45 protein-coding genes and 1 pseudogene are annotated in these 25,708 nt (G+C 52.1%); 40 read left to right on the forward strand and 6 right to left on the reverse strand.

Annotated elements, in window-relative coordinates:
* The 34 genes and pseudogenes from tuf to F3J39_RS18510 form a co-directional block, all read left to right on the forward strand.
* Positions 1–124 (forward strand): annotated as a pseudogene (gene tuf / locus F3J39_RS18345) (elongation factor Tu); the annotation flags it as partial.
* 183 nt (positions 125–307) lie between these two features.
* The gene (gene bfd, locus F3J39_RS18350) at positions 308–502 is read left to right on the forward strand and encodes a bacterioferritin-associated ferredoxin (RefSeq protein WP_039380828.1); all 195 of its coding nucleotides are present in this window, start codon (positions 308–310) and stop codon (positions 500–502) included.
* Positions 503–605: 103 nt separating this feature from the next.
* On the forward strand, positions 606–1,088 hold the full coding sequence (gene bfr / locus F3J39_RS18355; RefSeq protein ID WP_039380825.1) for a bacterioferritin: 483 nt from the start codon (positions 606–608) through the stop codon (positions 1,086–1,088).
* A gap of 308 nt (positions 1,089–1,396) precedes the next feature.
* Entirely contained in the window at positions 1,397–1,708 is a 312-nt protein-coding gene (rpsJ, locus tag F3J39_RS18360) for a 30S ribosomal protein S10 (RefSeq protein ID WP_006120582.1), read from the forward strand.
* A 32-nt stretch (positions 1,709–1,740) separates the two neighbouring features.
* Positions 1,741–2,367, forward strand: coding sequence for a 50S ribosomal protein L3 (rplC, locus tag F3J39_RS18365; protein ID WP_166714576.1), 627 nt, complete (start codon positions 1,741–1,743; stop codon positions 2,365–2,367).
* A gap of 10 nt (positions 2,368–2,377) precedes the next feature.
* On the forward strand, positions 2,378–2,983 hold the full coding sequence (gene rplD, locus F3J39_RS18370; protein ID WP_039380819.1) for a 50S ribosomal protein L4: 606 nt from the start codon (positions 2,378–2,380) through the stop codon (positions 2,981–2,983).
* A complete protein-coding gene (rplW, locus tag F3J39_RS18375; RefSeq protein WP_039380816.1) occupies positions 2,980–3,282 on the forward strand; it encodes a 50S ribosomal protein L23 in 303 nt (100 codons plus the stop codon). Before rplD ends, rplW begins: the two co-directional genes overlap by 4 nt.
* Before the next feature lie 17 nt (positions 3,283–3,299).
* Entirely contained in the window at positions 3,300–4,121 is an 822-nt protein-coding gene (gene rplB, locus F3J39_RS18380) for a 50S ribosomal protein L2 (RefSeq protein ID WP_039380813.1), read from the forward strand.
* 16 nt (positions 4,122–4,137) lie between these two features.
* Positions 4,138–4,416 (forward strand): 30S ribosomal protein S19, encoded by a 279-nt coding sequence (gene rpsS, locus F3J39_RS18385; RefSeq protein WP_001138115.1) that lies wholly within the window; start codon positions 4,138–4,140, stop codon positions 4,414–4,416.
* Between the two features lie 13 nt (positions 4,417–4,429).
* Positions 4,430–4,762, forward strand: a complete 333-nt coding sequence (gene rplV, locus F3J39_RS18390) for a 50S ribosomal protein L22 (RefSeq protein ID WP_007891659.1) — start codon at positions 4,430–4,432, stop codon at positions 4,760–4,762.
* 17 nt (positions 4,763–4,779) lie between these two features.
* The gene (gene rpsC, locus F3J39_RS18395) at positions 4,780–5,478 is read left to right on the forward strand and encodes a 30S ribosomal protein S3 (RefSeq protein ID WP_009087585.1); all 699 of its coding nucleotides are present in this window, start codon (positions 4,780–4,782) and stop codon (positions 5,476–5,478) included.
* Between the two features lie 12 nt (positions 5,479–5,490).
* On the forward strand, positions 5,491–5,901 hold the full coding sequence (rplP, locus tag F3J39_RS18400) for a 50S ribosomal protein L16 (protein ID WP_002438716.1): 411 nt from the start codon (positions 5,491–5,493) through the stop codon (positions 5,899–5,901).
* Positions 5,901–6,089, forward strand: coding sequence for a 50S ribosomal protein L29 (rpmC, locus tag F3J39_RS18405; RefSeq protein WP_021508217.1), 189 nt, complete (start codon positions 5,901–5,903; stop codon positions 6,087–6,089). The genes rplP and rpmC overlap by 1 nt, the downstream gene beginning before the upstream one ends.
* On the forward strand, positions 6,089–6,343 hold the full coding sequence (rpsQ, locus tag F3J39_RS18410) for a 30S ribosomal protein S17 (RefSeq protein ID WP_010618568.1): 255 nt from the start codon (positions 6,089–6,091) through the stop codon (positions 6,341–6,343). The genes rpmC and rpsQ overlap by 1 nt, the downstream gene beginning before the upstream one ends.
* Before the next feature lie 168 nt (positions 6,344–6,511).
* Complete coding sequence (rplN, locus tag F3J39_RS18415) at positions 6,512–6,883, forward strand: 50S ribosomal protein L14 (RefSeq protein WP_038629760.1); 372 nt, start codon at positions 6,512–6,514, stop codon at positions 6,881–6,883.
* 10 nt (positions 6,884–6,893) lie between these two features.
* A complete protein-coding gene (gene rplX, locus F3J39_RS18420) occupies positions 6,894–7,208 on the forward strand; it encodes a 50S ribosomal protein L24 (protein ID WP_021508218.1) in 315 nt (104 codons plus the stop codon).
* Positions 7,209–7,222: 14 nt separating this feature from the next.
* Complete coding sequence (gene rplE, locus F3J39_RS18425) at positions 7,223–7,762, forward strand: 50S ribosomal protein L5 (RefSeq protein ID WP_013510763.1); 540 nt, start codon at positions 7,223–7,225, stop codon at positions 7,760–7,762.
* 14 nt (positions 7,763–7,776) lie between these two features.
* Entirely contained in the window at positions 7,777–8,082 is a 306-nt protein-coding gene (gene rpsN / locus F3J39_RS18430) for a 30S ribosomal protein S14 (protein ID WP_039380805.1), read from the forward strand.
* Positions 8,083–8,114: 32 nt separating this feature from the next.
* Positions 8,115–8,507, forward strand: a complete 393-nt coding sequence (rpsH, locus tag F3J39_RS18435; protein WP_065648467.1) for a 30S ribosomal protein S8 — start codon at positions 8,115–8,117, stop codon at positions 8,505–8,507.
* Positions 8,508–8,520: 13 nt separating this feature from the next.
* Positions 8,521–9,054, forward strand: a complete 534-nt coding sequence (gene rplF / locus F3J39_RS18440; RefSeq protein ID WP_039380801.1) for a 50S ribosomal protein L6 — start codon at positions 8,521–8,523, stop codon at positions 9,052–9,054.
* A gap of 9 nt (positions 9,055–9,063) precedes the next feature.
* A complete protein-coding gene (rplR, locus tag F3J39_RS18445; protein WP_013510760.1) occupies positions 9,064–9,417 on the forward strand; it encodes a 50S ribosomal protein L18 in 354 nt (117 codons plus the stop codon).
* A 14-nt stretch (positions 9,418–9,431) separates the two neighbouring features.
* Positions 9,432–9,932, forward strand: coding sequence for a 30S ribosomal protein S5 (gene rpsE / locus F3J39_RS18450; protein WP_013510759.1), 501 nt, complete (start codon positions 9,432–9,434; stop codon positions 9,930–9,932).
* A 5-nt stretch (positions 9,933–9,937) separates the two neighbouring features.
* The gene (gene rpmD / locus F3J39_RS18455; RefSeq protein ID WP_039380794.1) at positions 9,938–10,117 is read left to right on the forward strand and encodes a 50S ribosomal protein L30; all 180 of its coding nucleotides are present in this window, start codon (positions 9,938–9,940) and stop codon (positions 10,115–10,117) included.
* A 3-nt stretch (positions 10,118–10,120) separates the two neighbouring features.
* Positions 10,121–10,555 (forward strand): 50S ribosomal protein L15, encoded by a 435-nt coding sequence (gene rplO, locus F3J39_RS18460; RefSeq protein ID WP_039380790.1) that lies wholly within the window; start codon positions 10,121–10,123, stop codon positions 10,553–10,555.
* 7 nt (positions 10,556–10,562) lie between these two features.
* The gene (gene secY / locus F3J39_RS18465) at positions 10,563–11,894 is read left to right on the forward strand and encodes a preprotein translocase subunit SecY (RefSeq protein ID WP_039380787.1); all 1,332 of its coding nucleotides are present in this window, start codon (positions 10,563–10,565) and stop codon (positions 11,892–11,894) included.
* 32 nt (positions 11,895–11,926) lie between these two features.
* A complete protein-coding gene (gene rpmJ / locus F3J39_RS18470) occupies positions 11,927–12,043 on the forward strand; it encodes a 50S ribosomal protein L36 (RefSeq protein ID WP_004160566.1) in 117 nt (38 codons plus the stop codon).
* Between the two features lie 146 nt (positions 12,044–12,189).
* Complete coding sequence (gene rpsM / locus F3J39_RS18475; RefSeq protein WP_039380785.1) at positions 12,190–12,546, forward strand: 30S ribosomal protein S13; 357 nt, start codon at positions 12,190–12,192, stop codon at positions 12,544–12,546.
* A 16-nt stretch (positions 12,547–12,562) separates the two neighbouring features.
* Positions 12,563–12,952: a 30S ribosomal protein S11 gene (rpsK, locus tag F3J39_RS18480; protein ID WP_004160563.1), complete on the forward strand. Its 390-nt coding sequence runs from the start codon at positions 12,563–12,565 to the stop codon at positions 12,950–12,952.
* 33 nt (positions 12,953–12,985) lie between these two features.
* Positions 12,986–13,606: a 30S ribosomal protein S4 gene (gene rpsD, locus F3J39_RS18485; protein ID WP_039380782.1), complete on the forward strand. Its 621-nt coding sequence runs from the start codon at positions 12,986–12,988 to the stop codon at positions 13,604–13,606.
* 25 nt (positions 13,607–13,631) lie between these two features.
* Positions 13,632–14,621, forward strand: a complete 990-nt coding sequence (rpoA, locus tag F3J39_RS18490; protein ID WP_007891688.1) for a DNA-directed RNA polymerase subunit alpha — start codon at positions 13,632–13,634, stop codon at positions 14,619–14,621.
* Positions 14,622–14,661: 40 nt separating this feature from the next.
* Positions 14,662–15,048 (forward strand): 50S ribosomal protein L17, encoded by a 387-nt coding sequence (gene rplQ / locus F3J39_RS18495; RefSeq protein WP_003850180.1) that lies wholly within the window; start codon positions 14,662–14,664, stop codon positions 15,046–15,048.
* 105 nt (positions 15,049–15,153) lie between these two features.
* On the forward strand, positions 15,154–15,525 hold the full coding sequence (locus tag F3J39_RS18500; RefSeq protein ID WP_166714577.1) for a DUF1992 domain-containing protein: 372 nt from the start codon (positions 15,154–15,156) through the stop codon (positions 15,523–15,525).
* A 1-nt stretch (position 15,526) separates the two neighbouring features.
* Positions 15,527–15,985, forward strand: a complete 459-nt coding sequence (zntR, locus tag F3J39_RS18505) for a Zn(2+)-responsive transcriptional regulator (RefSeq protein WP_166714578.1) — start codon at positions 15,527–15,529, stop codon at positions 15,983–15,985.
* Positions 15,986–16,015: 30 nt separating this feature from the next.
* Positions 16,016–16,234: an alternative ribosome-rescue factor A gene (locus tag F3J39_RS18510; RefSeq protein WP_039380772.1), complete on the forward strand. Its 219-nt coding sequence runs from the start codon at positions 16,016–16,018 to the stop codon at positions 16,232–16,234.
* 17 nt (positions 16,235–16,251) lie between these two features.
* Here the strand turns inward: F3J39_RS18510 and mscL are convergent, their stop codons facing one another.
* The 5 genes from mscL to def form a co-directional block, all read right to left on the reverse strand.
* Positions 16,252–16,662 carry a large-conductance mechanosensitive channel protein MscL gene (gene mscL / locus F3J39_RS18515; RefSeq protein WP_039380768.1) on the reverse strand — a complete coding sequence of 137 codons (411 nt, stop codon included), beginning with the start codon at positions 16,660–16,662 and terminating at the stop codon, positions 16,252–16,254.
* Between the two features lie 112 nt (positions 16,663–16,774).
* Positions 16,775–18,151, reverse strand: coding sequence for a Trk system potassium transporter TrkA (gene trkA, locus F3J39_RS18520; protein ID WP_039380765.1), 1,377 nt, complete (start codon positions 18,149–18,151; stop codon positions 16,775–16,777).
* 31 nt (positions 18,152–18,182) lie between these two features.
* The gene (rsmB, locus tag F3J39_RS18525; protein ID WP_039380762.1) at positions 18,183–19,469 is read right to left on the reverse strand and encodes a 16S rRNA (cytosine(967)-C(5))-methyltransferase RsmB; all 1,287 of its coding nucleotides are present in this window, start codon (positions 19,467–19,469) and stop codon (positions 18,183–18,185) included.
* 46 nt (positions 19,470–19,515) lie between these two features.
* A complete protein-coding gene (fmt, locus tag F3J39_RS18530; RefSeq protein ID WP_104086156.1) occupies positions 19,516–20,460 on the reverse strand; it encodes a methionyl-tRNA formyltransferase in 945 nt (314 codons plus the stop codon).
* 21 nt (positions 20,461–20,481) lie between these two features.
* Positions 20,482–20,994, reverse strand: coding sequence for a peptide deformylase (gene def, locus F3J39_RS18535; protein ID WP_039380757.1), 513 nt, complete (start codon positions 20,992–20,994; stop codon positions 20,482–20,484).
* Between the two features lie 113 nt (positions 20,995–21,107).
* Here def and dprA point away from each other — a divergent pair, with 113 nt between their 5' ends.
* Genes dprA through F3J39_RS18565 form a run of 6 tightly spaced genes read left to right on the forward strand, consistent with a single transcriptional unit; the run spans position 21,108 to position 24,895 of the window.
* Entirely contained in the window at positions 21,108–22,232 is a 1,125-nt protein-coding gene (gene dprA, locus F3J39_RS18540) for a DNA-protecting protein DprA (RefSeq protein ID WP_039385656.1), read from the forward strand.
* Positions 22,204–22,677 carry a DUF494 family protein Smg gene (gene smg, locus F3J39_RS18545; RefSeq protein ID WP_039380755.1) on the forward strand — a complete coding sequence of 158 codons (474 nt, stop codon included), beginning with the start codon at positions 22,204–22,206 and terminating at the stop codon, positions 22,675–22,677. The genes dprA and smg overlap by 29 nt, the downstream gene beginning before the upstream one ends.
* Before the next feature lie 24 nt (positions 22,678–22,701).
* Entirely contained in the window at positions 22,702–23,250 is a 549-nt protein-coding gene (locus tag F3J39_RS18550) for a type I DNA topoisomerase (protein ID WP_166714579.1), read from the forward strand.
* 2 nt (positions 23,251–23,252) lie between these two features.
* Positions 23,253–23,828, forward strand: a complete 576-nt coding sequence (gene tsaC / locus F3J39_RS18555) for an L-threonylcarbamoyladenylate synthase type 1 TsaC (protein WP_039380753.1) — start codon at positions 23,253–23,255, stop codon at positions 23,826–23,828.
* 3 nt (positions 23,829–23,831) lie between these two features.
* Complete coding sequence (gene aroE / locus F3J39_RS18560) at positions 23,832–24,650, forward strand: shikimate dehydrogenase (RefSeq protein ID WP_166714580.1); 819 nt, start codon at positions 23,832–23,834, stop codon at positions 24,648–24,650.
* Positions 24,647–24,895, forward strand: coding sequence for a DUF1488 domain-containing protein (locus tag F3J39_RS18565; protein ID WP_071668691.1), 249 nt, complete (start codon positions 24,647–24,649; stop codon positions 24,893–24,895). The genes aroE and F3J39_RS18565 overlap by 4 nt, the downstream gene beginning before the upstream one ends.
* Here F3J39_RS18565 and F3J39_RS18570 read toward each other — a convergent pair.
* Entirely contained in the window at positions 24,871–25,425 is a 555-nt protein-coding gene (locus F3J39_RS18570) for a gamma carbonic anhydrase family protein (RefSeq protein ID WP_039380747.1), read from the reverse strand. The two genes, F3J39_RS18565 and F3J39_RS18570, sit on opposite strands and share 25 nt — an antisense overlap.
* Positions 25,426–25,708: the final 283 nt, after the last annotated feature.

Consider the following 25,708-nt stretch of genomic DNA (forward strand, 5'->3'; position numbering starts at 1 on the left):
CGACAACATCAAGATGGTTGTTACCCTGATCCACCCAATCGCGATGGACCAGGGTCTGCGCTTCGCAATCCGCGAAGGCGGCCGTACCGTTGGCGCGGGCGTTGTTGCTTCTGTTATCGCTTAATTGTGTTAACGCCGGCAGCGGTTTTTTACTGCTGCCGTAGCAATCAGAAAGAGCACTTCGGTGCTCTTTTTTTTTGCCTGTCAAAACCAGCATACCCATCGATAACCCTACAAACCCTGCGTTGTAATAGCAACCATTCTCATTTACACTTTGATCAGAAATTGTACCGGAGTCGAATCTGAAATGTACGTTTGTCTGTGTAATGGTGTGAGTGATAAAACGCTGCGTGAAGTGGTGCGCCGCTATCAGCCAAAATCGATCCAGCAGCTGCGCCAGCTGGTCCCGGTCGGGAAGCAGTGTGGTAAATGCATCCGGGCAGCGCGTGAAATCATGGATGATGAACTGCAGCATGCACCGCTCTATAAAGAGATCGCCTGACATTACGCGCAGAATGTCGTAATACCCACAAAAACTGTCACGCCTTTTTGACTTCTTTCTCTCTGCATCTACTATCTGGTTAACTGAAGAGGGGAGGGGTGATATGAAGGGCGACGTCAAAGTCATTGCACATCTCAACAAATTGCTCGGAAATGAGCTGGTCGCGATTAATCAGTATTTTCTGCATGCGCGCATGTTTAAAAACTGGGGGCTGATGCGCCTCAACGATATCGAATACCACGAATCGATTGATGAGATGAAGCATGCCGACAAATACATTGAGCGTATTCTCTTTCTCGAAGGTATCCCCAATCTGCAGGATCTGGGACGTCTGCGCATAGGTGAGGACGTGCCCGAAATGCTGCAGTCCGATTTGCAGCTGGAGCTGGAAGGGGCAAAAGACCTGCGTGAAGCCATTGCCTGGGCGGATAAAGTTCACGACTACGTGAGCCGGGACATGATGATTGAAATCCTGGCTGATGAAGAGCATCACATCGACTTTCTTGAAACCGAGCTCGATCTGATTCAGAAAATTGGCCTGCAGAACTACCTGCAGTCGCAAATCAGCGAAAAGGCGGACGAATAGCGGCCTGCGCATACCTGTTCTGTAAACCCGCCCGGCAGTCATGCCCGGCGGGTTTTCTTTTGGCTGAATTTTTATGGTTAAAAACAGAGCACGGGTTGCTTCCTGAGCGTAATTACGTATAATACGCCGGCCTGCCGACATTGGTATGGCGCGATTCGAGCAGAATCGCAGGCGACAGTGCTAGGTGTGTCGCCTGACAATACTCCCAATTGGGGAGTTATATGCTGAACGATTACACTCCCCCATCAATCGTAATGGGTGTGGGTAGTAATTTTTTTCGTTTATAAAATGTTTGGAGCCTTGGTCTCATGTCGAACCAAAGAATCCGTATCCGTCTTAAAGCGTTTGATCATCGTCTGATCGATCAATCAACCGCGGAAATCGTTGAGACTGCCAAGCGCACTGGTGCGCAGGTTCGTGGTCCAATTCCGCTGCCAACCCGCAAAGAGCGCTTCACCGTTCTGATCTCTCCGCACGTTAACAAAGATGCGCGTGATCAGTACGAAATCCGCACTCACAAGCGTCTGGTAGACATCGTTGAGCCAACTGAAAAAACCGTTGATGCTCTGATGCGTCTGGATCTGGCTGCCGGTGTTGACGTGCAGATCAGCCTGGGTTAATCAGGTCATCGAGCGATTGAGAGGTTGATACAATGATTGGTTTAGTCGGTAAAAAAGTGGGCATGACTCGCATCTTCACTGAAGAAGGCGTTTCAATCCCAGTAACCGTAATCGAAGTTGAAGCAAACCGCGTTACCCAGGTCAAAGGTCTGGAAAACGATGGTTACCAGGCGATCCAGGTTACCACCGGTGCTAAAAAAGCAAACCGTGTGACCAAGCCGGAAGCAGGTCATTATGCTAAAGCTGGCGTTGAAGCTGGCCGTGGTCTGTGGGAATTCCGCACCGAAGGTGAAGAGTACTCCGTAGGTCAGAGCATCAGTGTTGAAATTTTCGCTGACGTTAAAAAAGTAGACGTTACCGGTACCTCTAAAGGTAAAGGTTTCGCAGGTACCGTTAAGCGCTGGAACTTCCGTACCCAGGACGCTACACACGGTAACTCCTTGTCTCACCGCGTTCCGGGTTCTATCGGTCAGAACCAGACTCCGGGCAAAGTGTTCAAAGGCAAGAAAATGGCTGGTCAGCTGGGTAACGAGCGCGTAACCGTTCAGAGCCTGGAAGTAGTACGTGTTGACGCTGAGCGCAACCTGCTGCTGGTCAAAGGTGCTGTCCCGGGTGCAACCGGCAGCGACCTGATTGTTAAACCAGCTGTGAAGGCGTAAGGGGATAGCAATGGAATTAGTACTGAAAGACGCGCAGAGCGCGCTGACTGTTTCCGAAACTACCTTCGGTCGTGATTTCAACGAAGCGCTGGTTCACCAGGTTGTTGTTGCTTATGCCGCAGGTGCTCGTCAGGGTACTCGTGCGCAGAAGACTCGTGCTGAAGTAACTGGTTCAGGCAAAAAGCCGTGGCGCCAGAAAGGTACCGGCCGTGCGCGTTCAGGTTCTGTTAAGAGCCCGATCTGGCGTTCAGGTGGCGTGACCTTCGCTGCTCGTCCACAGGACCACAGTCAAAAAGTTAACAAAAAGATGTACCGCGGCGCGCTGAAAAGCATTCTGTCCGAGCTGGTACGTCAGGACCGTCTGATCGTTGTCGAGTCGTTCTCTGTAGAAGCACCGAAAACCAAGCTGCTGGTACAGAAACTGAAAGACATGGCGCTGGAAGACGTGCTGATCATCACCGGTGAACTGGATGAAAATCTGTTCCTGGCTGCGCGTAACCTGTACAAGGTTGACGTGCGTGACGCAGCAAGTATCGACCCAGTTAGCCTGATCGCCTTCGACAAAGTCGTTATGACTGCTGAAGCAGTTAAGCAAGTTGAGGAGATGCTGGCATGATCCGTGAAGAACGTCTGCTGAAAGTACTGCGCGCGCCGCACGTATCTGAAAAAGCATCAAGCGCGATGGAAAAAACCAATACCATCGTTCTCAAAGTTGCGAAAGATGCGACCAAAGCAGAGATCGTTGCTGCTGTTGAGAAACTGTTCGAAGTAGAAGTTAAAGACGTAAACACCCTGGTTGTTAAGGGTAAAGTTAAGCGTCACGGACAGCGTATCGGTCGTCGTAACGACTGGAAAAAAGCTTACGTTACCCTGAAGGAAGGCCAGAACCTGGACTTCGTCGGCGGCGCTGAGTAAGTCGGAGGAGAAAGACAATGGCAGTTGTTAAATGTAAACCGACATCTCCGGGTCGTCGCCACGTAGTTAAAGTGGTGAACCCTGAGCTGCACAAAGGCAAACCATTTGCCGCGCTGGTTGAAAAAAACAGCAAATCCGGTGGTCGTAACAACAATGGTCGTATCACTACCCGTCATATCGGTGGTGGTCACAAGCAGGCTTACCGTATTGTTGACTTCAAACGCAACAAAGATGGTATCCCGGCAGTTGTTGAGCGTCTTGAGTACGATCCGAACCGTTCTGCGAACATCGCACTGGTTCTGTACAAAGATGGCGAGCGCCGTTACATTCTGGCCCCTAAAGGCCTGAAAGCTGGCGACCAGATTCAGTCTGGCGTTGATGCTGCGATTAAAGCAGGTAACACCCTGCCGATGCGTAACATCCCAGTTGGTTCTACCGTGCATAACGTAGAAATGAAACCAGGCAAAGGCGGTCAGATTGCTCGCTCTGCTGGTGCTTACGTGCAGATCGTTGCGCGTGAAGGTTCTTACGTGACCCTGCGTCTGCGTTCAGGCGAAATGCGTAAAGTCGAATCTGACTGCCGCGCAACCCTGGGCGAAGTCGGTAACGCTGAGCACATGCTGCGCGTTCTGGGTAAAGCCGGTGCAGCCCGTTGGCGCGGTGTTCGTCCTACCGTTCGCGGTACTGCGATGAACCCAGTCGATCACCCGCACGGTGGTGGTGAAGGTCGTAACTTTGGTAAGCACCCGGTTTCACCGTGGGGCGTTCAGACCAAAGGTAAGAAGACCCGTAGCAACAAGCGTACTGATAAATTTATCGTACGTCGCCGTAGCAAATAATTTTAGAGGATAAGCCATGCCACGTTCTCTCAAGAAAGGTCCTTTTATTGACCTGCACTTGCTGAAGAAGGTAGAGAAAGCGGTGGAAAGCGGTGACAAGAAGCCCCTGCGCACTTGGTCCCGTCGTTCAACGATCTTCCCTAACATGATCGGTTTGACCATCGCTGTCCATAATGGTCGTCAGCACGTTCCAGTCTTTGTTTCCGACGAAATGGTTGGTCACAAGCTGGGCGAATTCGCACCGACACGTACTTATCGCGGCCATGCTGCAGATAAGAAAGCCAAGAAGAAATAAGTAGGAGGAAGAGATGGAAACTATTGCTCAACATCGCCATGCTCGTTCTTCTGCTCAGAAGGTTCGCCTGGTGGCAGACCTGATTCGCGGTAAGAAAGTGTCGCAGGCTCTGGATATTCTGACTTACACCAACAAGAAAGCGGCTGTACTGGTTAAGAAAGTCCTGGAATCTGCCATTGCTAACGCCGAACACAACGATGGCGCTGATATCGACGATCTGAAAGTTGCGAAAATTTTCGTAGACGAAGGCCCAAGCATGAAGCGCATTATGCCGCGTGCAAAAGGTCGTGCAGATCGCATCCTGAAGCGCACCAGCCACATTACTGTGGTTGTGTCCGATCGCTGAGACTCTGGAGACTAGCAATGGGTCAGAAAGTACATCCTAATGGTATTCGCCTGGGTATTGTAAAACCATGGAACTCTACCTGGTTTGCGAACACCAAAGAATTCGCTGACAACCTCGACAGCGATTTTAAAGTACGTCAGTTCCTGACTAAAGAACTGGCTAAAGCGTCTGTATCTCGTATCGTTATCGAGCGTCCGGCTAAGAGCATCCGTGTGACCATTCACACCGCTCGCCCGGGTATCGTTATCGGTAAGAAAGGTGAAGACGTAGAAAAACTGCGTACGGTCGTCGCGAATATCGCTGGCGTTCCTGCTCAGATCAATATCGCCGAAGTCCGTAAACCGGAACTGGACGCTAAATTGGTTGCTGACAGCATCACTTCACAGCTGGAGCGTCGTGTGATGTTCCGTCGTGCTATGAAGCGTGCTGTACAGAACGCAATGCGTCTGGGCGCTAAAGGTATTAAAGTTGAAGTCAGCGGCCGTCTTGGTGGTGCTGAGATCGCACGTACCGAATGGTATCGTGAAGGTCGCGTACCGCTGCACACTCTGCGTGCGGACATTGACTACAACACCTCTGAAGCGCACACCACTTATGGTGTAATCGGCGTTAAGGTATGGATCTTCAAAGGTGAGATCCTGGGTGGTATGGCTGCTGTTGAACAACCGGAACCGGCTGCTCAACCTAAAAAGCAGCAGCGTAAAGGCCGTAAGTAAGGAGAGTCGCTGATGTTACAACCAAAGCGTACAAAATTCCGTAAAGTGCACAAAGGCCGTAACCGCGGTCTGGCGCAGGGTACGGATGTTAGCTTCGGTACTTTCGGTCTGAAAGCTGTTGGCCGTGGTCGTCTGACCGCTCGTCAGATCGAAGCAGCACGTCGTGCTATGACCCGTGCAGTTAAGCGTCAAGGTAAGATCTGGATCCGTGTATTCCCGGACAAACCGATCACCGAGAAGCCGCTGGAAGTGCGTATGGGTAAAGGTAAGGGTAACGTTGAGTATTGGGTTGCCCTGATTCAGCCTGGTAAAGTCCTGTATGAAATGGACGGCGTACCGGAAGAGCTGGCCCGTGAAGCCTTCAAGCTGGCAGCAGCAAAACTGCCTATCAAAACCACCTTTGTAACTAAGACGGTGATGTAATGAAAGCAACTGAGCTGCGTGAAAAAAGCGTTGAAGAGCTGAACACTGAGCTGCTTAACCTCCTGCGTGAGCAGTTTAACCTGCGCATGCAGGCAGCATCTGGCCAGCTGCAGCAGACCCATCTGCTGAAGCAAGTTCGCCGTGATGTTGCGCGCGTTAAGACTTTACTGACTGAGAAGGCGGCGTAATGACCGATAAAATCCGTACTCTGCAAGGTCGTGTTGTTAGTGACAAAATGCAGAAATCTGCTGTTGTCGCTATCGAACGTTTCGTGAAGCACCCGATCTACGGTAAATTCATCAAACGTACGACTAAGCTGCACATCCATGACGAGAACAATGAGTGTGGTATTGGTGACGTGGTTGAGATCCGCGAAACCCGTCCACTTTCCAAGACTAAGTCCTGGACTCTGGTTCGCGTTGTAGAGAAAGCGATTCTGTAATAGAATTCGTTTCCTCTAAAAACAAAATGAACGGCTCTCGCGAGCCGTTCATTTTTTCTACCCATCTGCGAGATCCGGTGTTATAATGCCGCGCCCTCAATTATGGGGCTTTTTAACGACCTGAGGTTTGGGTCCCGAAGTAGTAGTTGACATTAGCGGAGCACTAAAATGATCCAAGAACAGACTATGCTGAACGTCGCCGACAACTCCGGTGCACGTCGCGTAATGTGTATCAAGGTTCTGGGTGGCTCGCACCGTCGCTACGCAGGCGTCGGCGATATCATCAAAGTGACCATCAAGGAAGCAATTCCTCGTGGCAAGGTGAAAAAAGGTGATGTCCTGAAAGCGGTAGTGGTGCGCACCAGGAAGGGTGTTCGTCGCCCGGACGGTTCTGTCATTCGCTTCGATGGCAATGCATGCGTTATTCTGAACAATAACAGTGAGCAGCCAATCGGAACGCGTATTTTTGGGCCGGTAACTCGTGAACTTCGCAATGAAAAGTTCATGAAAATTATCTCTCTGGCACCAGAAGTACTCTAAGGAGCGAGCAATGGCAGCTAAAATCCGTCGTAACGACGAAGTTATTGTTCTTACCGGTAAAGACAAAGGTAAGCGCGGTAAAGTAAAGAACGTCCTGACTTCTGGTAAAGTCATCGTTGAAGGTATCAACCTGGTTAAGAAACACCAGAAGCCGGTTCCGGCTCTGAACCAGCCAGGTGGCATCGTTGAAAAAGAAGCTGCAATTCAGGTTTCTAACGTTGCAATCTTCAATGCGGCAACCGGCAAGGCTGACCGTGTAGGCTTTAGATTCGAAGACGGCAAAAAAGTCCGTTTCTTCAAGTCTAACAGCGAAACTATCAAGTAATTTGGAGTAGTACGATGGCGAAACTGCATGATTACTACAAAGACGAAGTAGTCCAGAAACTCATGACAGAGTTTGGCTACAATTCTGTCATGCAAGTCCCTCGGGTCGAGAAGATCACCCTGAACATGGGTGTTGGTGAAGCGATCGCTGACAAGAAACTGCTGGATAACGCAGCAGCCGATCTGGCAGCAATCTCCGGTCAAAAACCGCTGATCACCAAAGCACGCAAATCAGTTGCAGGCTTCAAAATCCGTCAGGGCTATCCGATCGGCTGTAAAGTAACTCTGCGTGGCGAACGCATGTGGGAGTTCTTTGAGCGTCTGATCACTATTGCTGTACCACGTATTCGTGACTTCCGCGGTCTTTCTGCGAAGTCTTTCGACGGTCGTGGTAACTACAGCATGGGCGTACGTGAGCAGATCATCTTCCCAGAAATCGACTACGACAAAGTCGATCGCGTTCGTGGTTTGGATATTACCATTACCACTACTGCGAAATCTGATGATGAAGGCCGTGCACTGCTGGCTGCCTTTGACTTCCCGTTCCGCAAGTAAGGTAGGGTTACTTAATGGCTAAGCAATCTATGAAAGCACGCGAAGTTAAGCGTGTGAAATTAGCAGACAAGTTCTTCGCAAAACGCGTTGAGCTGAAAGCAATCATTTCTGATGTGAACGCATCTGACGAAGATCGTTGGAATGCCGTTCTCAAGCTGCAGAGTCTGCCGCGTGATTCCAGCCCTTCCCGTCAGCGTAACCGCTGCCGTCAGACAGGTCGTCCGCACGGTTTCCTGCGGAAGTTTGGGTTGAGCCGTATCAAGGTCCGTGAAGCCGCTATGCGCGGTGAAATCCCGGGTCTTAAAAAGGCTAGCTGGTAATTGTCACCATTTGAATCACGGGAGTAACACAGATGAGCATGCAAGATCCGATCGCGGATATGCTGACCCGTATCCGTAACGGTCAGGCCGCGAACAAAGTTGCGGTCTCTATGCCTTCCTCCAAGCTGAAAGTGGCAATTGCCAACGTGCTGAAGGAAGAAGGCTATATTGAAGATTTTAAAATCGAAGGCGACATCAAGCCGGAACTGGAACTGACTCTTAAGTATTTCCAGGGTAAAGCTGTTGTAGAAAGCATTCAACGTGTTAGCCGTCCTGGTCTGCGCATCTATAAAAGAAAAGATGAGCTGCCAAAAGTGATGGCTGGTATGGGTATTGCTGTAATTTCTACCTCTAAAGGTGTCATGACTGATCGTGCAGCGCGCCAGGCTGGTCTTGGTGGCGAAATTATCTGCTACGTAGCGTAATCGGAGGAATAAAATGTCTCGTGTTGCAAAAGCACCTGTCGTTATTCCTGCCGGCGTAGAGGTAAAACTCAACGGTCAGGAAGTTTCGATCAAAGGCAAAAACGGCGAGCTGACTCGTACTATCAACAATGCTGTTGAAATCAAGCAGGAAGACAACACCCTGACTTTTGCTCCACGCAAAGGTTATGCGGATGGTTGGGCACAGGCAGGTACTGCTCGTGCACTGCTGAACGGCATGGTTATCGGTGTTACCGACGGCTTCACTAAGAAGCTGCAACTGGTTGGTGTTGGTTATCGTGCAGCTGTTAAAGGCAACTCTGTGAGTCTGGCCCTGGGCTTCTCTCACCCTGTTGAACATGCACTGCCGGCCGGCATCACTGCTGAATGTCCGACTCAAACTGAAATCGTGCTGAAAGGCGCTGATAAGCAGGTTATCGGACAGGTTGCAGCTGATCTGCGCGCCTACCGTCGTCCTGAGCCTTATAAAGGCAAGGGTGTTCGTTACGCCGACGAAGTCGTGCGTACCAAAGAGGCTAAGAAGAAGTAAGGTAACACTATGGATAAGAAATCTGCTCGTATCCGTCGTGCGACCCGTGCACGTCGCAAGCTCAAAGAGCTGGGTGCTACTCGCCTGGTGGTACATCGTACCCCGCGTCACATTTACGCACAGGTAATCGCCCCGAACGGTTCCGAAGTTCTGGTTGCTGCTTCTACTGTAGAAAAAGCTATCGCTGAACAACTGAAGTATACCGGTAACAAAGACGCCGCTGCAGCTGTAGGTAAAGCTCTGGCTGAGCGCGCTATCGAAAAAGGCATCAAAGATGTTTCTTTCGATCGTTCCGGGTTCCAATATCATGGTCGCGTCCAGGCACTTGCAGATGCTGCTCGTGAAGCTGGCCTTCAGTTCTAAGGTAGAGGTCTAAGATGGCACACATCGAGAAACAAGCTGGCGAACTGCAGGAAAAATTGATCGCGGTAAACCGTGTTTCTAAAACTGTGAAAGGTGGTCGTATTTTCTCCTTCACCGCACTGACTGTAGTGGGTGATGGCAACGGCCGCGTGGGTTTTGGTTACGGTAAAGCGCGTGAAGTTCCAGCAGCGATCCAGAAAGCGATGGAAAAAGCCCGTCGCAATATGATTAACGTCGCGCTGACTCACGGCACCCTGCAGCACCCTGTAAAAGGTGCGCACACGGGTTCTCGTGTGTTCATGCAGCCGGCTTCTGAAGGTACCGGTATCATCGCCGGTGGTGCAATGCGCGCCGTCCTGGAAGTCGCTGGAGTTCATAACGTTCTGGCTAAAGCATATGGTTCCACCAACCCGATTAACGTGGTTCGTGCAACTATTGATGGTCTGGGCAATATGAAATCTCCGGAAATGGTCGCTGCCAAGCGTGGTAAATCCGTTGAAGAAATTCTGGGGTAATCACGATGGCTAAGACTATTAAAATTACACAAACCCGCAGTTCAATCGGCCGCCTGCCTAAGCACAAAGCCACTCTGATTGGCCTGGGTCTGCGTCGTATTGGTCACACCGTTGAGCGTGAAGACACGCCTGCTGTACGCGGTATGGTCAACGCGATTTCCTACATGCTGAAAGTGGAGGAGTAAGAGATGCGTTTAAACACTCTGTCTCCGGCCGAAGGGTCTAAACACGCTTCCAAGCGTCTGGGTCGTGGTATCGGTTCTGGCCTCGGCAAAACCGGCGGTCGTGGTCACAAAGGTCAGAACTCACGTTCTGGCGGTGGCGTACGTCGTGGTTTCGAGGGTGGTCAGATGCCTCTGTACCGTCGTCTGCCGAAGTTCGGCTTCACTTCACGCAAATCATTCGTGACGACTGAAGTTCGTCTGTCTGATCTGGCGAAAGTGGAAGGCGGTATTGTTGACCTGAACACGCTGAAAGCAGCCAACATCATCGGTGTTCAGATTGAATTCGCGAAAGTGATTCTGTCTGGTGAAGTTACTACACCGGTAACGATTCGTGGACTGCGTGTCACCAAAGGTGCTCGTGCTGCAATCGAAGCTGCTGGCGGTAAAATCGAGGAATAAGTAGCAGATGGCAAAGCAACCGGGATTAGATTTTCAAAGCGCCAAAGGGGGCTTTGGTGAACTGAAGCGCAGACTATTGTTTGTAATCGGTGCACTGATTGTCTTCCGCATTGGCTCTTTTATTCCAATCCCCGGTATCGATGCCACTGTACTTGCCAAACTGCTTGAGCAACAGCGTGGCACCATCATTGAAATGTTCAACATGTTCTCTGGTGGTGCTCTCAGTCGTGCCTCAATCTTCGCGCTGGGTATTATGCCGTATATTTCGGCCTCTATTATTATCCAGCTGCTGACGGTGGTTCATCCCGCCCTGGCAGAGATTAAGAAAGAGGGTGAGGCTGGCCGTCGTAAGATTAGCCAGTACACCCGCTATGGCACCCTGGTTTTGGCCATATTTCAGTCGATCGGTATCGCTACCGGTCTGCCGAATATGCCAGGAATGCAGGGCCTGGTGTTAAATCCGGGCTTCGCATTCTACTTTACCGCTGTTGTGAGTCTGGTTACCGGGACAATGTTCCTGATGTGGCTGGGCGAACAGATTACTGAACGAGGTATCGGTAACGGTATCTCAATCATTATCTTCGCAGGTATTGTTGCGGGTCTTCCGCCGGCCATTGGCCATACCATCGAGCAAGCGCGGCAAGGCGACCTGCACTTTCTTCTGTTGCTGTTGGTTGCAGTTCTTGTATTTGCAGTGACGTTCTTTGTTATTTTCGTTGAGCGTGGCCAGCGTCGTATCGTGGTCAACTACGCTAAGCGTCAGCAGGGGCGTCGTGTATATGCTGCACAGAGCACACATTTACCGTTGAAAGTGAATATGGCAGGTGTCATTCCAGCTATCTTCGCTTCCAGCATTATTCTGTTCCCGGCAACGATAGCATCCTGGTTCGGGAGCGGTAGTGGTTGGAACTGGCTGACAACAATTTCGCTGTATTTGCAGCCAGGACAGCCGCTTTATGTGCTACTCTATGCGACTGCAATCATCTTCTTCTGTTTCTTCTATACGGCGTTGGTGTTTAACCCGCGTGAAACAGCAGATAACCTGAAGAAGTCTGGTGCATTCGTACCGGGAATTCGTCCGGGAGAGCAAACGGCGAAGTATATCGATAAAGTTATGACACGACTCACCTTAATCGGTGCGCTGTATATTACTTTTATCTGCCTGATCCCGGAGTTCATGCGTGATGCCATGAAGGTTCCCTTCTACTTCGGCGGTACTTCACTGCTGATTGTAGTGGTCGTCATCATGGACTTTATGGCTCAAGTGCAAACTCTGATGATGTCTAGTCAGTATGAGTCTGCATTGAAAAAAGCTAACCTGAAAGGCTATGGCCGTTAATTCAGTAGCTTGAGAAGTTACGGAGAGTAAAAATGAAAGTTCGTGCTTCCGTCAAGAAATTATGTCGTAACTGCAAAATCATTCGTCGCGACGGTGTCGTACGTGTGATCTGCAGCGCCGAGCCTAAGCATAAACAGCGCCAGGGCTGATTAAGTCACATATTTTTCTTGCAAAGTCGGGTTGAGCTGGCTAGATTAGCCAGCCAATCTTTTGTATGTCGATGCGTTTCCATTTGAGTATCCTGAAAACGGGCTTTTCAGCATGGTTCGCATTTATTTAATTATAGGAGTGCATAGTGGCCCGTATAGCAGGCATTAACATTCCTGATCATAAACATACCGTTATCGCATTAACTTCGATCTTCGGTATCGGCAAAACTCGTTCCAAAGCTATCTGCGTTGAAACGGGCATTGCTGAAAATGTTAAGATCAGTGAGCTGTCTGAAGAACAGATTGATCAGCTGCGTGAAGCAGTTGGTAAATTCGTTGTTGAAGGTGATCTGCGCCGTGAAATCACCCTGAGCATCAAGCGTCTTATGGACCTTGGTTGCTACCGTGGTTTACGCCATCGTCGTGGTCTGCCGGTTCGCGGTCAGCGTACTAAGACCAACGCACGTACCCGTAAGGGTCCGCGTAAACCGATCAAGAAATAATCGGGGTGAGTAAATAATGGCAAAGGCACCAGTTCGTGCACGTAAGCGTGTAAGAAAACAAGTCTCAGATGGCGTGGCTCATGTCCATGCGTCTTTTAACAACACCATCGTAACCATTACCGATCGTCAGGGTAACGCGCTGGGTTGGGCAACCGCCGGTGGTTCCGGTTTCCGCGGTTCACGTAAATCTACTCCATTCGCTGCTCAGGTCGCTGCAGAGCGCTGTGCAGAAGCGGTAAAAGATTACGGTATTAAGAACCTGGAAGTTATGGTTAAGGGTCCAGGTCCAGGCCGCGAATCTACGATTCGTGCTCTGAACGCTGCTGGTTTCCGCATCACGAATATTACTGATGTGACTCCGATCCCTCACAACGGTTGTCGTCCGCCGAAAAAACGTCGCGTATAACGCCCCGTTTTTTAGGTTAGTTGGAGAAAGAAAATGGCAAGATATTTGGGTCCTAAGCTCAAGCTGAGCCGTCGCGAGGGTACCGACTTATTCCTTAAGTCTGGCGTTCGCGCGATTGATTCCAAGTGCAAAATTGAACAAGCCCCTGGTCAGCATGGTGCGCGTAAACCGCGTCTGTCTGATTACGGCGGTCAGTTACGTGAAAAGCAGAAAGTTCGTCGTATGTACGGCGTGCTGGAGCGTCAGTTCCGTAACTACTATAAAGAAGCAGCACGTCTGAAAGGCAACACCGGTGAAAACCTGTTAGCTCTGCTGGAAGGTCGTCTGGATAACGTAGTTTACCGTATGGGCTTTGGCGCCACTCGTGCAGAAGCACGTCAGCTGGTTAGCCACAAATCTATTCTGGTAAATGGCCGCGTTGTTAACATCGCTTCTTATCAGGTATCTCCGAATGATGTCGTAAGCATCCGTGAGAAAGCCAAAAAGCAATCTCGCGTGAAGGCCGCTCTGGAGCTGGCTGAGCAGCGTGAAAAGCCAACCTGGCTGGAAGTTGATGCGACCAAGATGGAAGGTGTGTTCAAGCGTATGCCTGAGCGTACTGATCTGTCTGCGGACATTAACGAACACCTGATCGTCGAGCTTTACTCTAAGTAAAGCTTAGTACCAAAGAGAGGACACAATGCAGGGTTCTGTGACAGAGTTTCTAAAACCGCGCCTGGTAGATATCGAGCAAGTGAGTTCGACGCACGCCAAGGTGACCCTTGAACCATTAGAGCGTGGCTTTGGCCATACTCTTGGTAACGCACTGCGCCGTATTCTGCTTTCTTCCATGCCGGGTTGCGCGGTGACCGAGGTTGAAATTGATGGCGTGCTGCACGAGTACTCCACCAAAGAGGGCGTTCAGGAAGATATCCTGGAAATCCTGCTCAACCTGAAAGGGCTGGCGGTAAGAGTTCAGGGTAAAGATGAAGTCATCCTTACTTTGAATAAATCTGGCATTGGCCCTGTGACTGCAGCCGACATCACCCATGATGGTGATGTCGAAATCGTCAAGCCGCAGCATGTGATCTGCCATCTGACCGATGAAAACGCATCTATTAGCATGCGTATCAAAGTTCAGCGTGGTCGTGGTTATGTGCCGGCGTCTGCCCGAATTCATTCGGAAGAAGATGAGCGCCCAATCGGCCGCCTGCTGGTCGACGCTTGCTACAGCCCTGTAGACCGTATCGCCTACAATGTTGAAGCAGCGCGTGTAGAGCAGCGCACCGACCTGGACAAGCTGGTCATCGAAATGGAAACCAACGGCACAATCGATCCTGAAGAGGCGATTCGTCGTGCGGCCACCATCCTGGCAGAACAACTGGAAGCTTTCGTTGATTTACGTGACGTACGTCAGCCGGAAGTGAAAGAAGAGAAACCAGAATTCGATCCGATCCTGCTGCGCCCTGTTGACGATCTGGAATTGACTGTCCGCTCTGCTAACTGCCTTAAGGCAGAAGCTATCCACTACATCGGTGATCTGGTACAGCGTACTGAGGTTGAGCTGCTTAAAACGCCTAACCTCGGTAAAAAATCTCTTACTGAGATTAAAGATGTGCTCGCTTCACGTGGTCTGTCTCTGGGCATGCGCCTGGAAAACTGGCCACCAGCAAGCATCGCTGATGAATAACCCGATCACAGGTTAAGGTTTCACTGAGAAGGATAAGGTCATGCGCCATCGTAAGAGTGGTCGTCAACTGAACCGCAACAGCAGCCATCGTCAGGCTATGTTCCGCAACATGGCTGGTTCTCTGGTTCGTCATGAGATCATTAAAACGACTCTGCCGAAAGCCAAAGAACTGCGTCGCGTAGTTGAGCCGCTGATTACTCTTGCCAAGACCGACAGCGTAGCTAATCGTCGTCTGGCATTCGCCCGCACTCGTGATAACGAGATCGTGGCAAAACTGTTTAACGAGCTGGGCCCGCGTTTCGCGAGCCGTGCCGGTGGTTACACTCGTATTCTGAAGTGTGGCTTCCGTGCTGGTGACAACGCTCCGATGGCTTACATCGAGCTGGTTGATCGTCCAGAAGCTCAAGCAGAAGCTGCTGCAGAGTAATCTGCAGTATCGTAGAAAACCCGCTCCGGCGGGTTTTTTATTGCCTGAAATTTGTCATCCGCTATGATTTCCTGAGTCATTGACAGATATCGACAGGAGAGCGCTATGTGGTTAATCGATCAACTGGCGGAACAGCACATTCGTGAAGCTCAGGCAAAAGGTGAACTAAGCAACCTTCCTGGTGAGGGTGCGCCGTTACAGCTGGATGATGACAGCGCAGTTCCCCCTGAACTGCGTACCGCGTATCGTCTGTTAAAGAATGCCGGCTATCTTCCGCCTGAGCTTGAAGCCCGGAAAGAGGCGCTTGAACTGCACAAGCTGTTGCAGACGCTTGATGCAGAGGAACCTTCTCACGCTGAAATATCCCGGCGCCTCATCCTCCTCGAAAATAAACTGCAGCAGGCTGGTCTGAGCACCGAGTTTTTATACAGCCGTTATCGCTCCGATATTTCTCAACGTTTTAAGCAGGGTGAATAACGTGTATCGCATTGGTCAACTGGCCCGGCTTGCGGAAGTTACACCGGACACCATTCGCTTCTATGAAAAGCAGCAGCTGATGGAGCACAGGATGCGCACCGGGGGCGGCTTTCGACTTTACAGCGATAAAGATCTGCAACGTCTGCGGTTCATCCGCTTCGGACGTCAGCTTGGCTTCACTCTGGAAGCGATCCGGGGATTGCTGTCTATCAGGATCGAACCCGATCATCACACCTGTCAGGAGTCAAAAGCGATCGTGGCCAACAGGCTGGAAGAGGTTGATCATGTTATCGCTGAACTGCAGATCATTCAGCGCTCACTGCAGCGGCTGGCGCAAACCTGCTGTGGCGAGCAACACAGCTCCGCCTGCTGTTCTATTCTTGAAGCGCTGGAGACAGGCAACTATCCGCAGCCAGAAGCCTGCTGCGGTAAAGATTGCAACGCCATACAGAAAGAGTAAAGTTACCCCGAAATTCAACAGGAGAAAGGTATGAGTCACTATCAGCATCGCAAAGGGATCATCAATGATAATGCGCTGGAGGCGTTACTGCATGACCCGCTTTATCGTCAGCGGATCGAGCGTAACCAGAAAGGTAAGGGCAGCTATCGTCGTAAAGAGAAGCATGCAAAGGGACAGCAGCGGGAGGCCAGCGATAAGCAACACTGTTTATCACTGGCCTTCTGCTATGGCATAAAAAAAGCCGCCTGAGTCAGGCGGCTTTTTTATCAGATCTTTGTATTCTGCTGCTTCAGCAAATCACGGATTTCCGTGAGCAGTACTTCTTCGCTGGAAGGCTTCGGTGCCGGCTTCTCTACTTCTTTTTTGGTATAGAGTTTGTTCATTACTTTAATCGCCATGAAAATCGCGAATGCAATAATGACAAAATCAAATACGGTCTGGATAAAATTACCATACTCCATCACCACAGCAGGAACATCACCCTCTGCCGGTTTCAGCACCCATCTGAACTGTTTAAAGTCTACGCCGCCAATCAGCAGGCCCAGCGGAGGCATGATGATATTCGCCACTAATGATGAAACAATTTTACCAAACGCAGCACCGATCACGACACCGACTGCCAGGTCCACTACGTTGCCACGCATGGCGAAATCGCGAAACTCTTTGAATAAACTCATGGTTATCTCCCTTGCCTAAGCCAATCGATAAAGTCTAACAAACCTTAGCGCATTTTCCATTATTGCAGCGCATTAAAGCGAGGCCGCGAAGGGAGAGGCAGTCCAGCGATTATCAGAGGAAAAACGGGCTGGGCTGAAACAGTCGCTCTACATCCGGAACAAATTTTTTGTCTGTCAGAAACATGATCACATGATCACCCTGTTCGATTCTGACGTTTGCATTAGCAATAATCACCTCATCACCGCGCACGATGGCGCCAATCAGCGTGCCGGGCGGCAATTTAATATTTTCAATCTGCCGGCCAACCACGCGTGACGTGCTCTCGTCGCCATGTGCAATCGCTTCAATGGCTTCTGCAATGCCGCGGCGCAGTGACGAAACGCCCACAATATCCGCCTTGCGTACGTGGCTCAGCAGGGCAGAAATAGTGGCCTGCTGTGGTGAGATGGCGATGTCTATTACGCTGCCCTGCACCAGGTCAACATAGGCGCGACGCTGTATCAGCACCATGACTTTTTTCGCCCCCATCTTTTTAGCCAGCATGGCTGACATAATGTTGGCTTCATCGTCATTGGTCACGGCAATAAAAAGATCAACCTGATCCACATGCTCTTCAGCCAGCAGCTCCTGATCGGAGGCGTCACCATAAAATACGATGGTGTCCTGCAGGTTTTCTGCCAGTTCAGCGGCGCGCTGCTGATTACGCTCGATAAGTTTAACGCTGTAATGTTTTTCCAGCCGCTGCGCAAGACCAAAACCGATGTTGCCCCCGCCTACCAGCATGATGCGTTTGTAAGGCTTTTCCAGCCGCTGCATCTCGCTCATTACGGCGCGAATGTGCTGACTGGCAGCAATGAAGAACACTTCATCACCCGCTTCAACAATGGTTGACCCCTGCGGACGAATAGGGCGATCCTGACGAAAAATAGCCGCAACCCGCGTATCGATGTGTGGCATATGCTCACGCATGATAGAGAGCGGATTGCCGACCAGCGGGCCGCCATAATAGGCTTTAACCACGGCAAGGCTTACTTTCCCTTCCGCAAAATTGACCACCTGAAGTGCGCCAGGATACTGGATAAGACGATAGATATTGTCGATAACCAGCTGTTCAGGAGAGATTAAGTGGTCAATCGGCACCGCTTCCGGCGTAAATAATTTATCGCCATCGCGCAGATAGTCCGCTGCACGAATACGCGCAATACGGTTTGGCGTATTAAACAGCGAGTAAGCTATCTGACAGGCGATCATATTGGTTTCGTCCGAACTGGTTACGGCAACCAGCATATCGGCATCTTCTGCGCCCGCTTCACGCAGGACACGCGGATGAGAACCGTGGCCGTGGACAACGCGCAGGTCAAATTTGTCCTGCAACACGCGTAAACGTGAAGGGTCGCTGTCTACCACGGTGATGTCATTGTTTTCACCCACCAGATTCTCTGCCAGCGTACCGCCAACCTGACCGGCTCCGAGGATAATAATTTTCATCGCTCTGTTGCTCTCATTAGCGTGCGCCGCACTATTTTTTTATCAGCTTAGCGTAGAAAAAGCCGTCACCGCCGTCAGCGTGCGGGAATACCTGCCAGCCATATTCATCCCCCTGCGGCAGCGGCACCGCGATGGCATCATCATGGTCGGCAAGAAACGTGCGGATTTGCTCATGGTTCTCTTCCGGCAATACTGAACAGGTCGCATACAGCAGCGTGCCGCCTGATTTCAGACGTGGCCAGATGGCATTAAGGATTTCACGCTGCAGTGCTGCCAGCTCCGCAATATCCCGATCGCGGCGCAGCCATTTGATATCAGGATGGCGACGTATCACGCCGGTTGCAGAACAGGGCGCATCAAGCAGGATACGGTCAAATGTCAGATCGTTACACCAGGCGGCAGGCGTACGGCCATCGCCCTGACGCACTTCTGCAGTCATGTTCAGGCGCAGCAGGTTTTCCCGCACGCGGCTCAGGCGCTGCTCATCAATATCAACTGCCATCACACTGGCCTGTGGGGCCACTTCCAGAATATGTGTGGTTTTACCGCCCGGCGCTGCACAGAGATCCAGTATATGTTCGCCTGGCTGAGGTTCGAGCAGCAGAGCACAACGCTGCGCGGAGAGATCCTGAACCGTAACCCATCCCTGCTCAAAACCCGGCAGCTGGCTTACAGGCGCTGGTGATTCCAGACGTACAGCATCCGGCGCATCGCCGCAGATGCCATTTTTGTCCGCCTGATTCAGCAATGCCAGCCAGGCATCACGCGTATGATGCTGGCGATTGACGCGCAACCACATTGGCGGACGCTGATTGTTGGCCTCGGTGATCGCCTGCCACTGCTGCGGCCAGGCGTGCTGAAGACGTTTCAGTAACCAGCCAGGATGCAGATAGCGTTGCGGTGCCTGATCCACTTCTGCCAGCAGGCTCTCCTGCTGACGCTGAAACTGGCGTAACACGCCATTCAGCAGCCCTTTCAGGTTAGCCCGCTTAAGGACTTCTGCGCCGGCAACAGTTTCCGCCAGCGCGGCATGCGGCGGGATACGCGTATAAAGCAGCTGATAAAGGCCGACCATAATCAGGTAGTGCAGCACGCGCTGTTTACCGGTTAACGGGCGCTCCATCAGCTTGCCGATCAGCGCTTCCAGCTGAGGTAATGTGCGCGTCACACCAAAGCACAACTCCTGCAGCAGGGCGCCATCTTTGTCCGCCACGGTTTTTTGCGCGGCAGGAAGGATAGCGCTGAGCGATTCGCCTTTATCCACCACACGTTCGATCAGTTGCGCCGCCAGGCTGCGCAGGTTAGTCGCTTTTTTCATAGTATTTCATCAGGCAGTTGGGCCCGGCGCGTACCGGGCAACAGGATCAGGCCAGAACGGTTCCGGGAGTGAACCATTCGCGACGTGAGTTGAGCAGGTCCTGGGCTGACATAGGTTTTTTGCCAGCTGGCTGCAGGGATAACAGGTTTAAGACACCATCCGCGGTTGCGATCTGAATGCCCTGCTTATCGGCGTGCAGGATTTCGCCCGGCTGTTTATCCTGATGCGGTAACACCGTTGCCTGCCAGACTTTTACCGGTTGATCATCGATAAGAAAATAGCTTACCGGCCAGGGATTAAAGGCACGGATGCAGCGCTCCAGCTGCGCCGCCGGCAGCGTCCAGTCCAGCCGGGCTTCCTCTTTGCTGAGCTTTTCAGCGTAGGTCGCCAGAGCGTTATCCTGTACCTCAGGCTGTGCACGGTTGGTCGCCAGCATAGTTAGCGTTTGCAGCAGGCCCTGCGGTCCCAGTTCAGCCAGGCGATTGTAAAGCGAAGCGCTGGTATCGTCCGGACCAATCGGGCAGTTGAGTTTGAGCAGCATATCGCCTGTGTCGAGGCCTGCATCCATCTGCATAATGGTCACACCGGTTTCGCTATCGCCAGCCCAGAGCGCACGCTGAATCGGCGCGGCACCGCGCCAGCGTGGCAGCAGCGAGCCGTGAACGTTCACGCAACCGAGACGGGGCATCGAAAGCACTGCCTGTGGCAGAATCAGCCCATAGGCCACGACGACCATGATATCTGCCTGCAGATCGGCTACCAGCTGCTGGTTCTCTTCCGGCCTGAGTGATTTGGGCTGAAAAACCGGTATACCGTGCGTCTCGGCTAACACTTTTACCGGGCCGGGAGTGAGTTTGTTGCCGCGTCCGGCAGGACGATCGGGCTGGGTAAAGACGCCGGTTACCTGATGCTCAGATGCAAGCAGCGCGTCAAGGTGACGCGCTGCAAAGTCAGGTGTACCGGCAAAAATAATTTTCAACGGTGCAGACACAATTTAGCCTTCTGTTCGCTCTCAGGATGCGCGGGTATTCTGGCGAGCCAGTTTTTCCAGTTTCTGTTTAATACGCTGGCGTTTCAGCGGTGACAGATAATCGATAAACAGCTTGCCGTCCAGATGGTCAATTTCATGCTGAATACAGATTGCCAGCAGGCCATCCGTTTCCAGTTCAAAGCTGTTACCGTCACGATCCAGCGCGCGAACTTTAACGCGCTCGGCGCGCGGCACAAATGCACGCTGTTCCGGAATAGAAAGGCAGCCTTCCTCGATACCGGTCTCGCCACTTTTTTCCAGCAGCTCCGGATTGATAAGCACCAGGCGCTCGTCACGATTTTCAGAGACATCGATAACGATAATACGCTGGTGGATATCAACCTGTGTAGCCGCCAGGCCGATGCCTTCTTCGGCATACATCGTTTCAAACATATCATCGACGATACGCTGAACCCCGGCGTCAACTGCTGCAACCGGTGCAGCAATTTTGCGAAGGCGATCGTCAGGAAAATGTAATACCTGCAAAACTGACATAAATATCCAGATCTATATGCGTTAAAGAAAAGATTACTGGTTCATATTGTAGACTTTTCAGGGCCCGATTGACAGCATTGCACGGCACAGACACGGCGGTCATGGAAGGCAAAATGGAAAAGCTGGAAAGAGTGCTCAGAGCAGCAAACGTACGGGGCCTGAGCGGCCACAAAGCGCACCGCTTTATGACGGCGTTAAAGGCTGCTGACAGAGTGGATGATGAGTGGCTGCGCGCTCAGGGAATGAGTGAACAACAGCGGCAGCACTACCTGGTGCTGTGCCCGCGCCAGCGTGATAACACACTGGCGTGGCTGGAGCAGCCGCAGCATAGCCTGATTGACTGCACGGATGCTCGTTATCCGGAGCGGCTTAAAGAGACAGCGCGCTACCCGACCGCGCTGTTTGTCGCTGGCGATGCAGCAGCGCTTACCCAGCCTCAGCTTGCCGTGGTCGGCAGCCGCAACTGCTCACTTTACGGGAAAGAGTGGGGGGAGTGGTTTACGCAACAGCTGGCCGTAAGCGGCCTGACTATCACCAGTGGACTGGCGCGCGGTATTGATGGTATTGCGCATCGTGCCGCGCTGGCTGCCGGAGGAAAGACGCTGGCGGTACTGGGCAGTGGATTACAGTGCCTCTATCCAAAGCAGCATCAGGCACTGGCCTGCGACATTATCAGTCACGGCGGTGCGCTTATTTCTGAACTGCCGCTGACGTGTGCGCCGCATGGCGTGAACTTCCCGCGACGTAACCGCATTATCAGTGGCTTAAGCTATGGCGTGCTGGTGGTAGAGGCGTCGCTGAAAAGCGGTTCGCTGGTGACGGCGCGTTATGCACTTGAGCAAAACCGCAATGTTTATGCGCTGCCCGGAGCGCTGGGTAACGCCGGCAGTGAAGGCGTGCACTGGCTGATACAGCAGGGCGCACTGCTGGTTGCTCATCCCAATAATATTCTGGAGGATTTGCACTCTACGCTGCAGTGGCTGCCCGTAAACCAATCGGACACAATATATTCACAACTCAGTGACGATGTTCCATTGCCATTTCTCAGCGCGTTGGCTAACGTAGGTGATGAGGTTACACCTGTTGACGTCGTCGCTGAACGTGCCGGCCAACCTGTGCCAGTCATCGCTGCACAATTGCTCGAACTGGAGTTAGCAGGATGGATCGCAGCTGTACCCGGCGGCTATGTCCGATTGAGGAGGGCATGCCATGTTCGACGTACTTATGTACTTGTTTGAAACCTATATTCATAACGAAGCTGAGATGCGCGTTGATCAGGATAAACTCACTGATGATCTAACTGACGCCGGTTTTCACCGTGAAGATATCTACAATGCGCTGAACTGGCTTGAACGGCTGGCGGATTACCAGGAGGGGCTGGTCGCACCGGTATTACTGGCAAACGATCCTCTCTCTATGCGTATCTACACTGAGGAAGAGAGCCAGCGTTTAGATGCAGAGTGTCGCGGTTTCGTGCTGTTCCTTGAGCAGATTCAGGTACTAAACATGGAAACGCGGGAAATGGTTATCGAACGGGTTATGGCGCTTGATACGCTGGAGTTCGATCTGCAGGATCTAAAATGGGTGGTGCTGATGGTGCTGTTTAATATTCCGGGATGCGAAAATGCCTATCAGCAAATGGAAGAACTGTTATTCGACGTCAATGAAGGTATGCTGCATTAATCTGTAATGAATACCCCGGGTAATATGAATAAATCAGCGCTGTTTAGCGTGCGTAAACAGGAACCCTGCCCCGCGTGCGGGGCAGAATTGGTCATACGTTCTGGCAAAACGGGCCCGTTTCTGGGCTGTAGTAACTATCCCGCCTGCGACTATATCCGGCCGATGAAAAATCAGGCGGATGGCCATATCGTCAAGGTGCTGGAAGGGCATGCCTGCCCGCAGTGTGATGCAGACAAAGTACTGCGTCAGGGACGGTTTGGCATGTTTATCAGCTGCAGCGGTTATCCGGAGTGCCACTATACGGAAGCCGTTGATAAACCTGATGTGACAACTATTGCCTGTCCGCAGTGTGCCAGCGGTAAACTGGTACAGCGGCGCTCGCGCTATGGCAAAACGTTTCACGCCTGCGATCGCTATCCTGAGTGTCAGTTTGCTATTAACGCCACGCCGGTTGACGGTACGTGTCCACACTGCCAGTTCCCCTTACTAATAGAAAAGAAAACTGCACAGGGCGTCAGGCGTTTCTGCGCCAGTAAACGCTGCGGCAAGCCCGTTGTGCCGGAAGAAGAGTAATCATGAACCAGTCTCAATCTATTCCAGGAAGCGCTGACTTTTGCATTGAGCAGCTAAAACAGCAGTGCGTAATCGCTTATCCCACCGAAGCCGTATTTGGCCTTGGCTGCGACCCTGACAGCGAACGTGCGGTAATGGCGCTGCTGCAGCTGAAACAACGGCCGGTTGAGAAAGGATTGATCCTGATTGCCGCTGACTATACTCAGCTGACGCCCTATATTGACGATGAGCAACTGACAGCGGAGCAGCGCGAACGCATGTTTGCCTCCTGGCCTGGTCCGGTAACCTGGGTGGTGCCGGCGCGATCCAGCACACCACGCTGGCTGACGGGGCGTTTCAATTCACTGGCGATCCGCGTCAGTAATCACTCTGACGTTCAGGCATTATGCCGTGGTTTTGGCAAACCGCTGGTCTCTACCAGCGCAAACCTGACCGGCATGCCGCCCTGTCGCACCGCTGCTGAAGTCACTGAGCAGTTTGGCGTTGCGTTTCCGGTGCTACAGGCAGCCACCGGAGGGCGTCTTAACCCTTCAGAAATCCGCGATGTGCTCAGCGGTGAACTGATTCGCCAGGGCTGACAGATGGAACACTTTGCCGTTTTTGGCCATCCGATTGCGCACAGTAAGTCCCCCTTTATTCATCGCGAATTTGCCCGGCAAACCGGTATAGCTCACAGCTATGGTCAAATCTGCGCGCCGCTGGATGCTTTTCCGCAGACGCTGCGCGCCTTTTTCGCTGCGGCGGGGAGGGGGGCTAACGTGACCCTGCCGTTTAAACAGCAGGCGTGGTCGCTGGCTGATGCGCTGAGCGAGCGCGCCAGGCTATCTGGCGCAGTGAATACGCTGCATAAGAGAAGTGATGGCTCGCTTTTCGGAGATAACACCGACGGGATCGGCCTGCTCAGCGATCTGCAAAGGCTGGAGATGATCCAGCCAGGCGATCGGATCCTGCTGGTCGGTGCAGGGGGGGCTGCGCGCGGTGTGATCCAGCCTCTGCTTGCCGCCGGCTGCTCGCTGGTGGTGGTAAACCGCACCGCCAGCCGTGCTGAAGAGCTGGCGCAACAGTTTAGTCACTGCGGAGAGATTGAGGCAGTAAACTTTGCCCGGCTCAGTGCACACGCTTTTGATCTGATCATCAATGCCACCTCCAGCGGTGTTGCAGGCGACATCCCACCTTTACCTGCCACGCTGATTGAGCGCGGGGTACGCTGCTATGACATGTTTTACCAACCGGGCCTGACGCCTTTTCTTCTATGGTGCCAGCAGAAGGGCGCTGACGTCGTGGCGGATGGCACGGGCATGCTGGTGGGACAGGCTGCACACGCTTTTCAGCTCTGGCACGGTGTCATGCCGGAGATTACGCCGGTGATCGATACACTAAAGCGAGCCATGCAGCCATGAATCAGGCGATTCATTTTCCTGAACGGGAAAGCTGGGATCGGCAGCAGCAGGCAGTCATCTTTCCTGCTCTGGTAAATGGCATGGGAATCACCTGTGCTATTTCTCAGCCCGCGCTTCATGCACGTTTTGGTGAAGGAGAGGCGATGGCGCTGTTCTGCGCACATCGCTGGGATATAGAAGAGGAAGCTGAAAAGCTTATTCTGACGGATGCGATCAGCGATCAGGGCTGGGTCTGGCTCTCCTGATTCAGATAATCATCTTTCCATTTGACGTAATTGCCGGATGAGTAAAGCAGGCCGGCAATTTCAGCTTCAGTAAGCGGGCGAATCTGTTTCACCGGACTACCTAAATAGAGATAGCCGCTGACGAGACGCTTGCCGGGGGGGACCAGGCTGCCCGCCCCAATCATGACATCCTCTTCAACAATGGCCCCGTCCAGTACGATTGAGCCCATGCCGACCAGCACGCGATCGCCGATAGTACAGCCATGCAGCATCGCCTTATGCCCGACCGTCACATCTTCGCCAATCAGTAAAGGATATCCCTGGGGATTGGTGGCTGACTTATGCGTGACGTGCAGAACGCTGCCATCCTGTATATTGCTTCTTTTACCAATGATGACGTGATTAACATCACCGCGGATCGCGACCAGCGGCCAGATACTGACATCATCATCTAATCGAACATCACCCACAACAACGCTGCTGCTATCTACCATGACACGCTCGCCGGTTTGCGGAAAAGAGTACTTATAAGGGCGCAGGGCTACAGACATGATCTTTCTCCTTTATCAATTATTCCCAGCGTGCAGCTAAATGCAGTGCTGAACAAGGTGAAATTTAACCGGATCGCTCGCGATCGCAGCGAAAAGAACAGAAACTCGCCACTCAGTAAAAAAGATCGAAAAAAGGGGTTGTGCAAAAAATTCGGATCCCTATAATGCGCCACCACTGAGACGGCAAAGCGGCAACGCAGACGGGCTCAGCAGGGCGTGAAGCGATTCACCCCGCCGGAGAAAACGCTGAAAAAAGTGGTTGACTCCGGAGGAGGAAAGCGTA

The sequence above is a fragment of the Pantoea sp. Acro-807 genome, assembly GCF_011752675.1.
In the GTDB taxonomy this organism is placed as follows: domain Bacteria; phylum Pseudomonadota; class Gammaproteobacteria; order Enterobacterales; family Enterobacteriaceae; genus Pantoea; species Pantoea eucrina.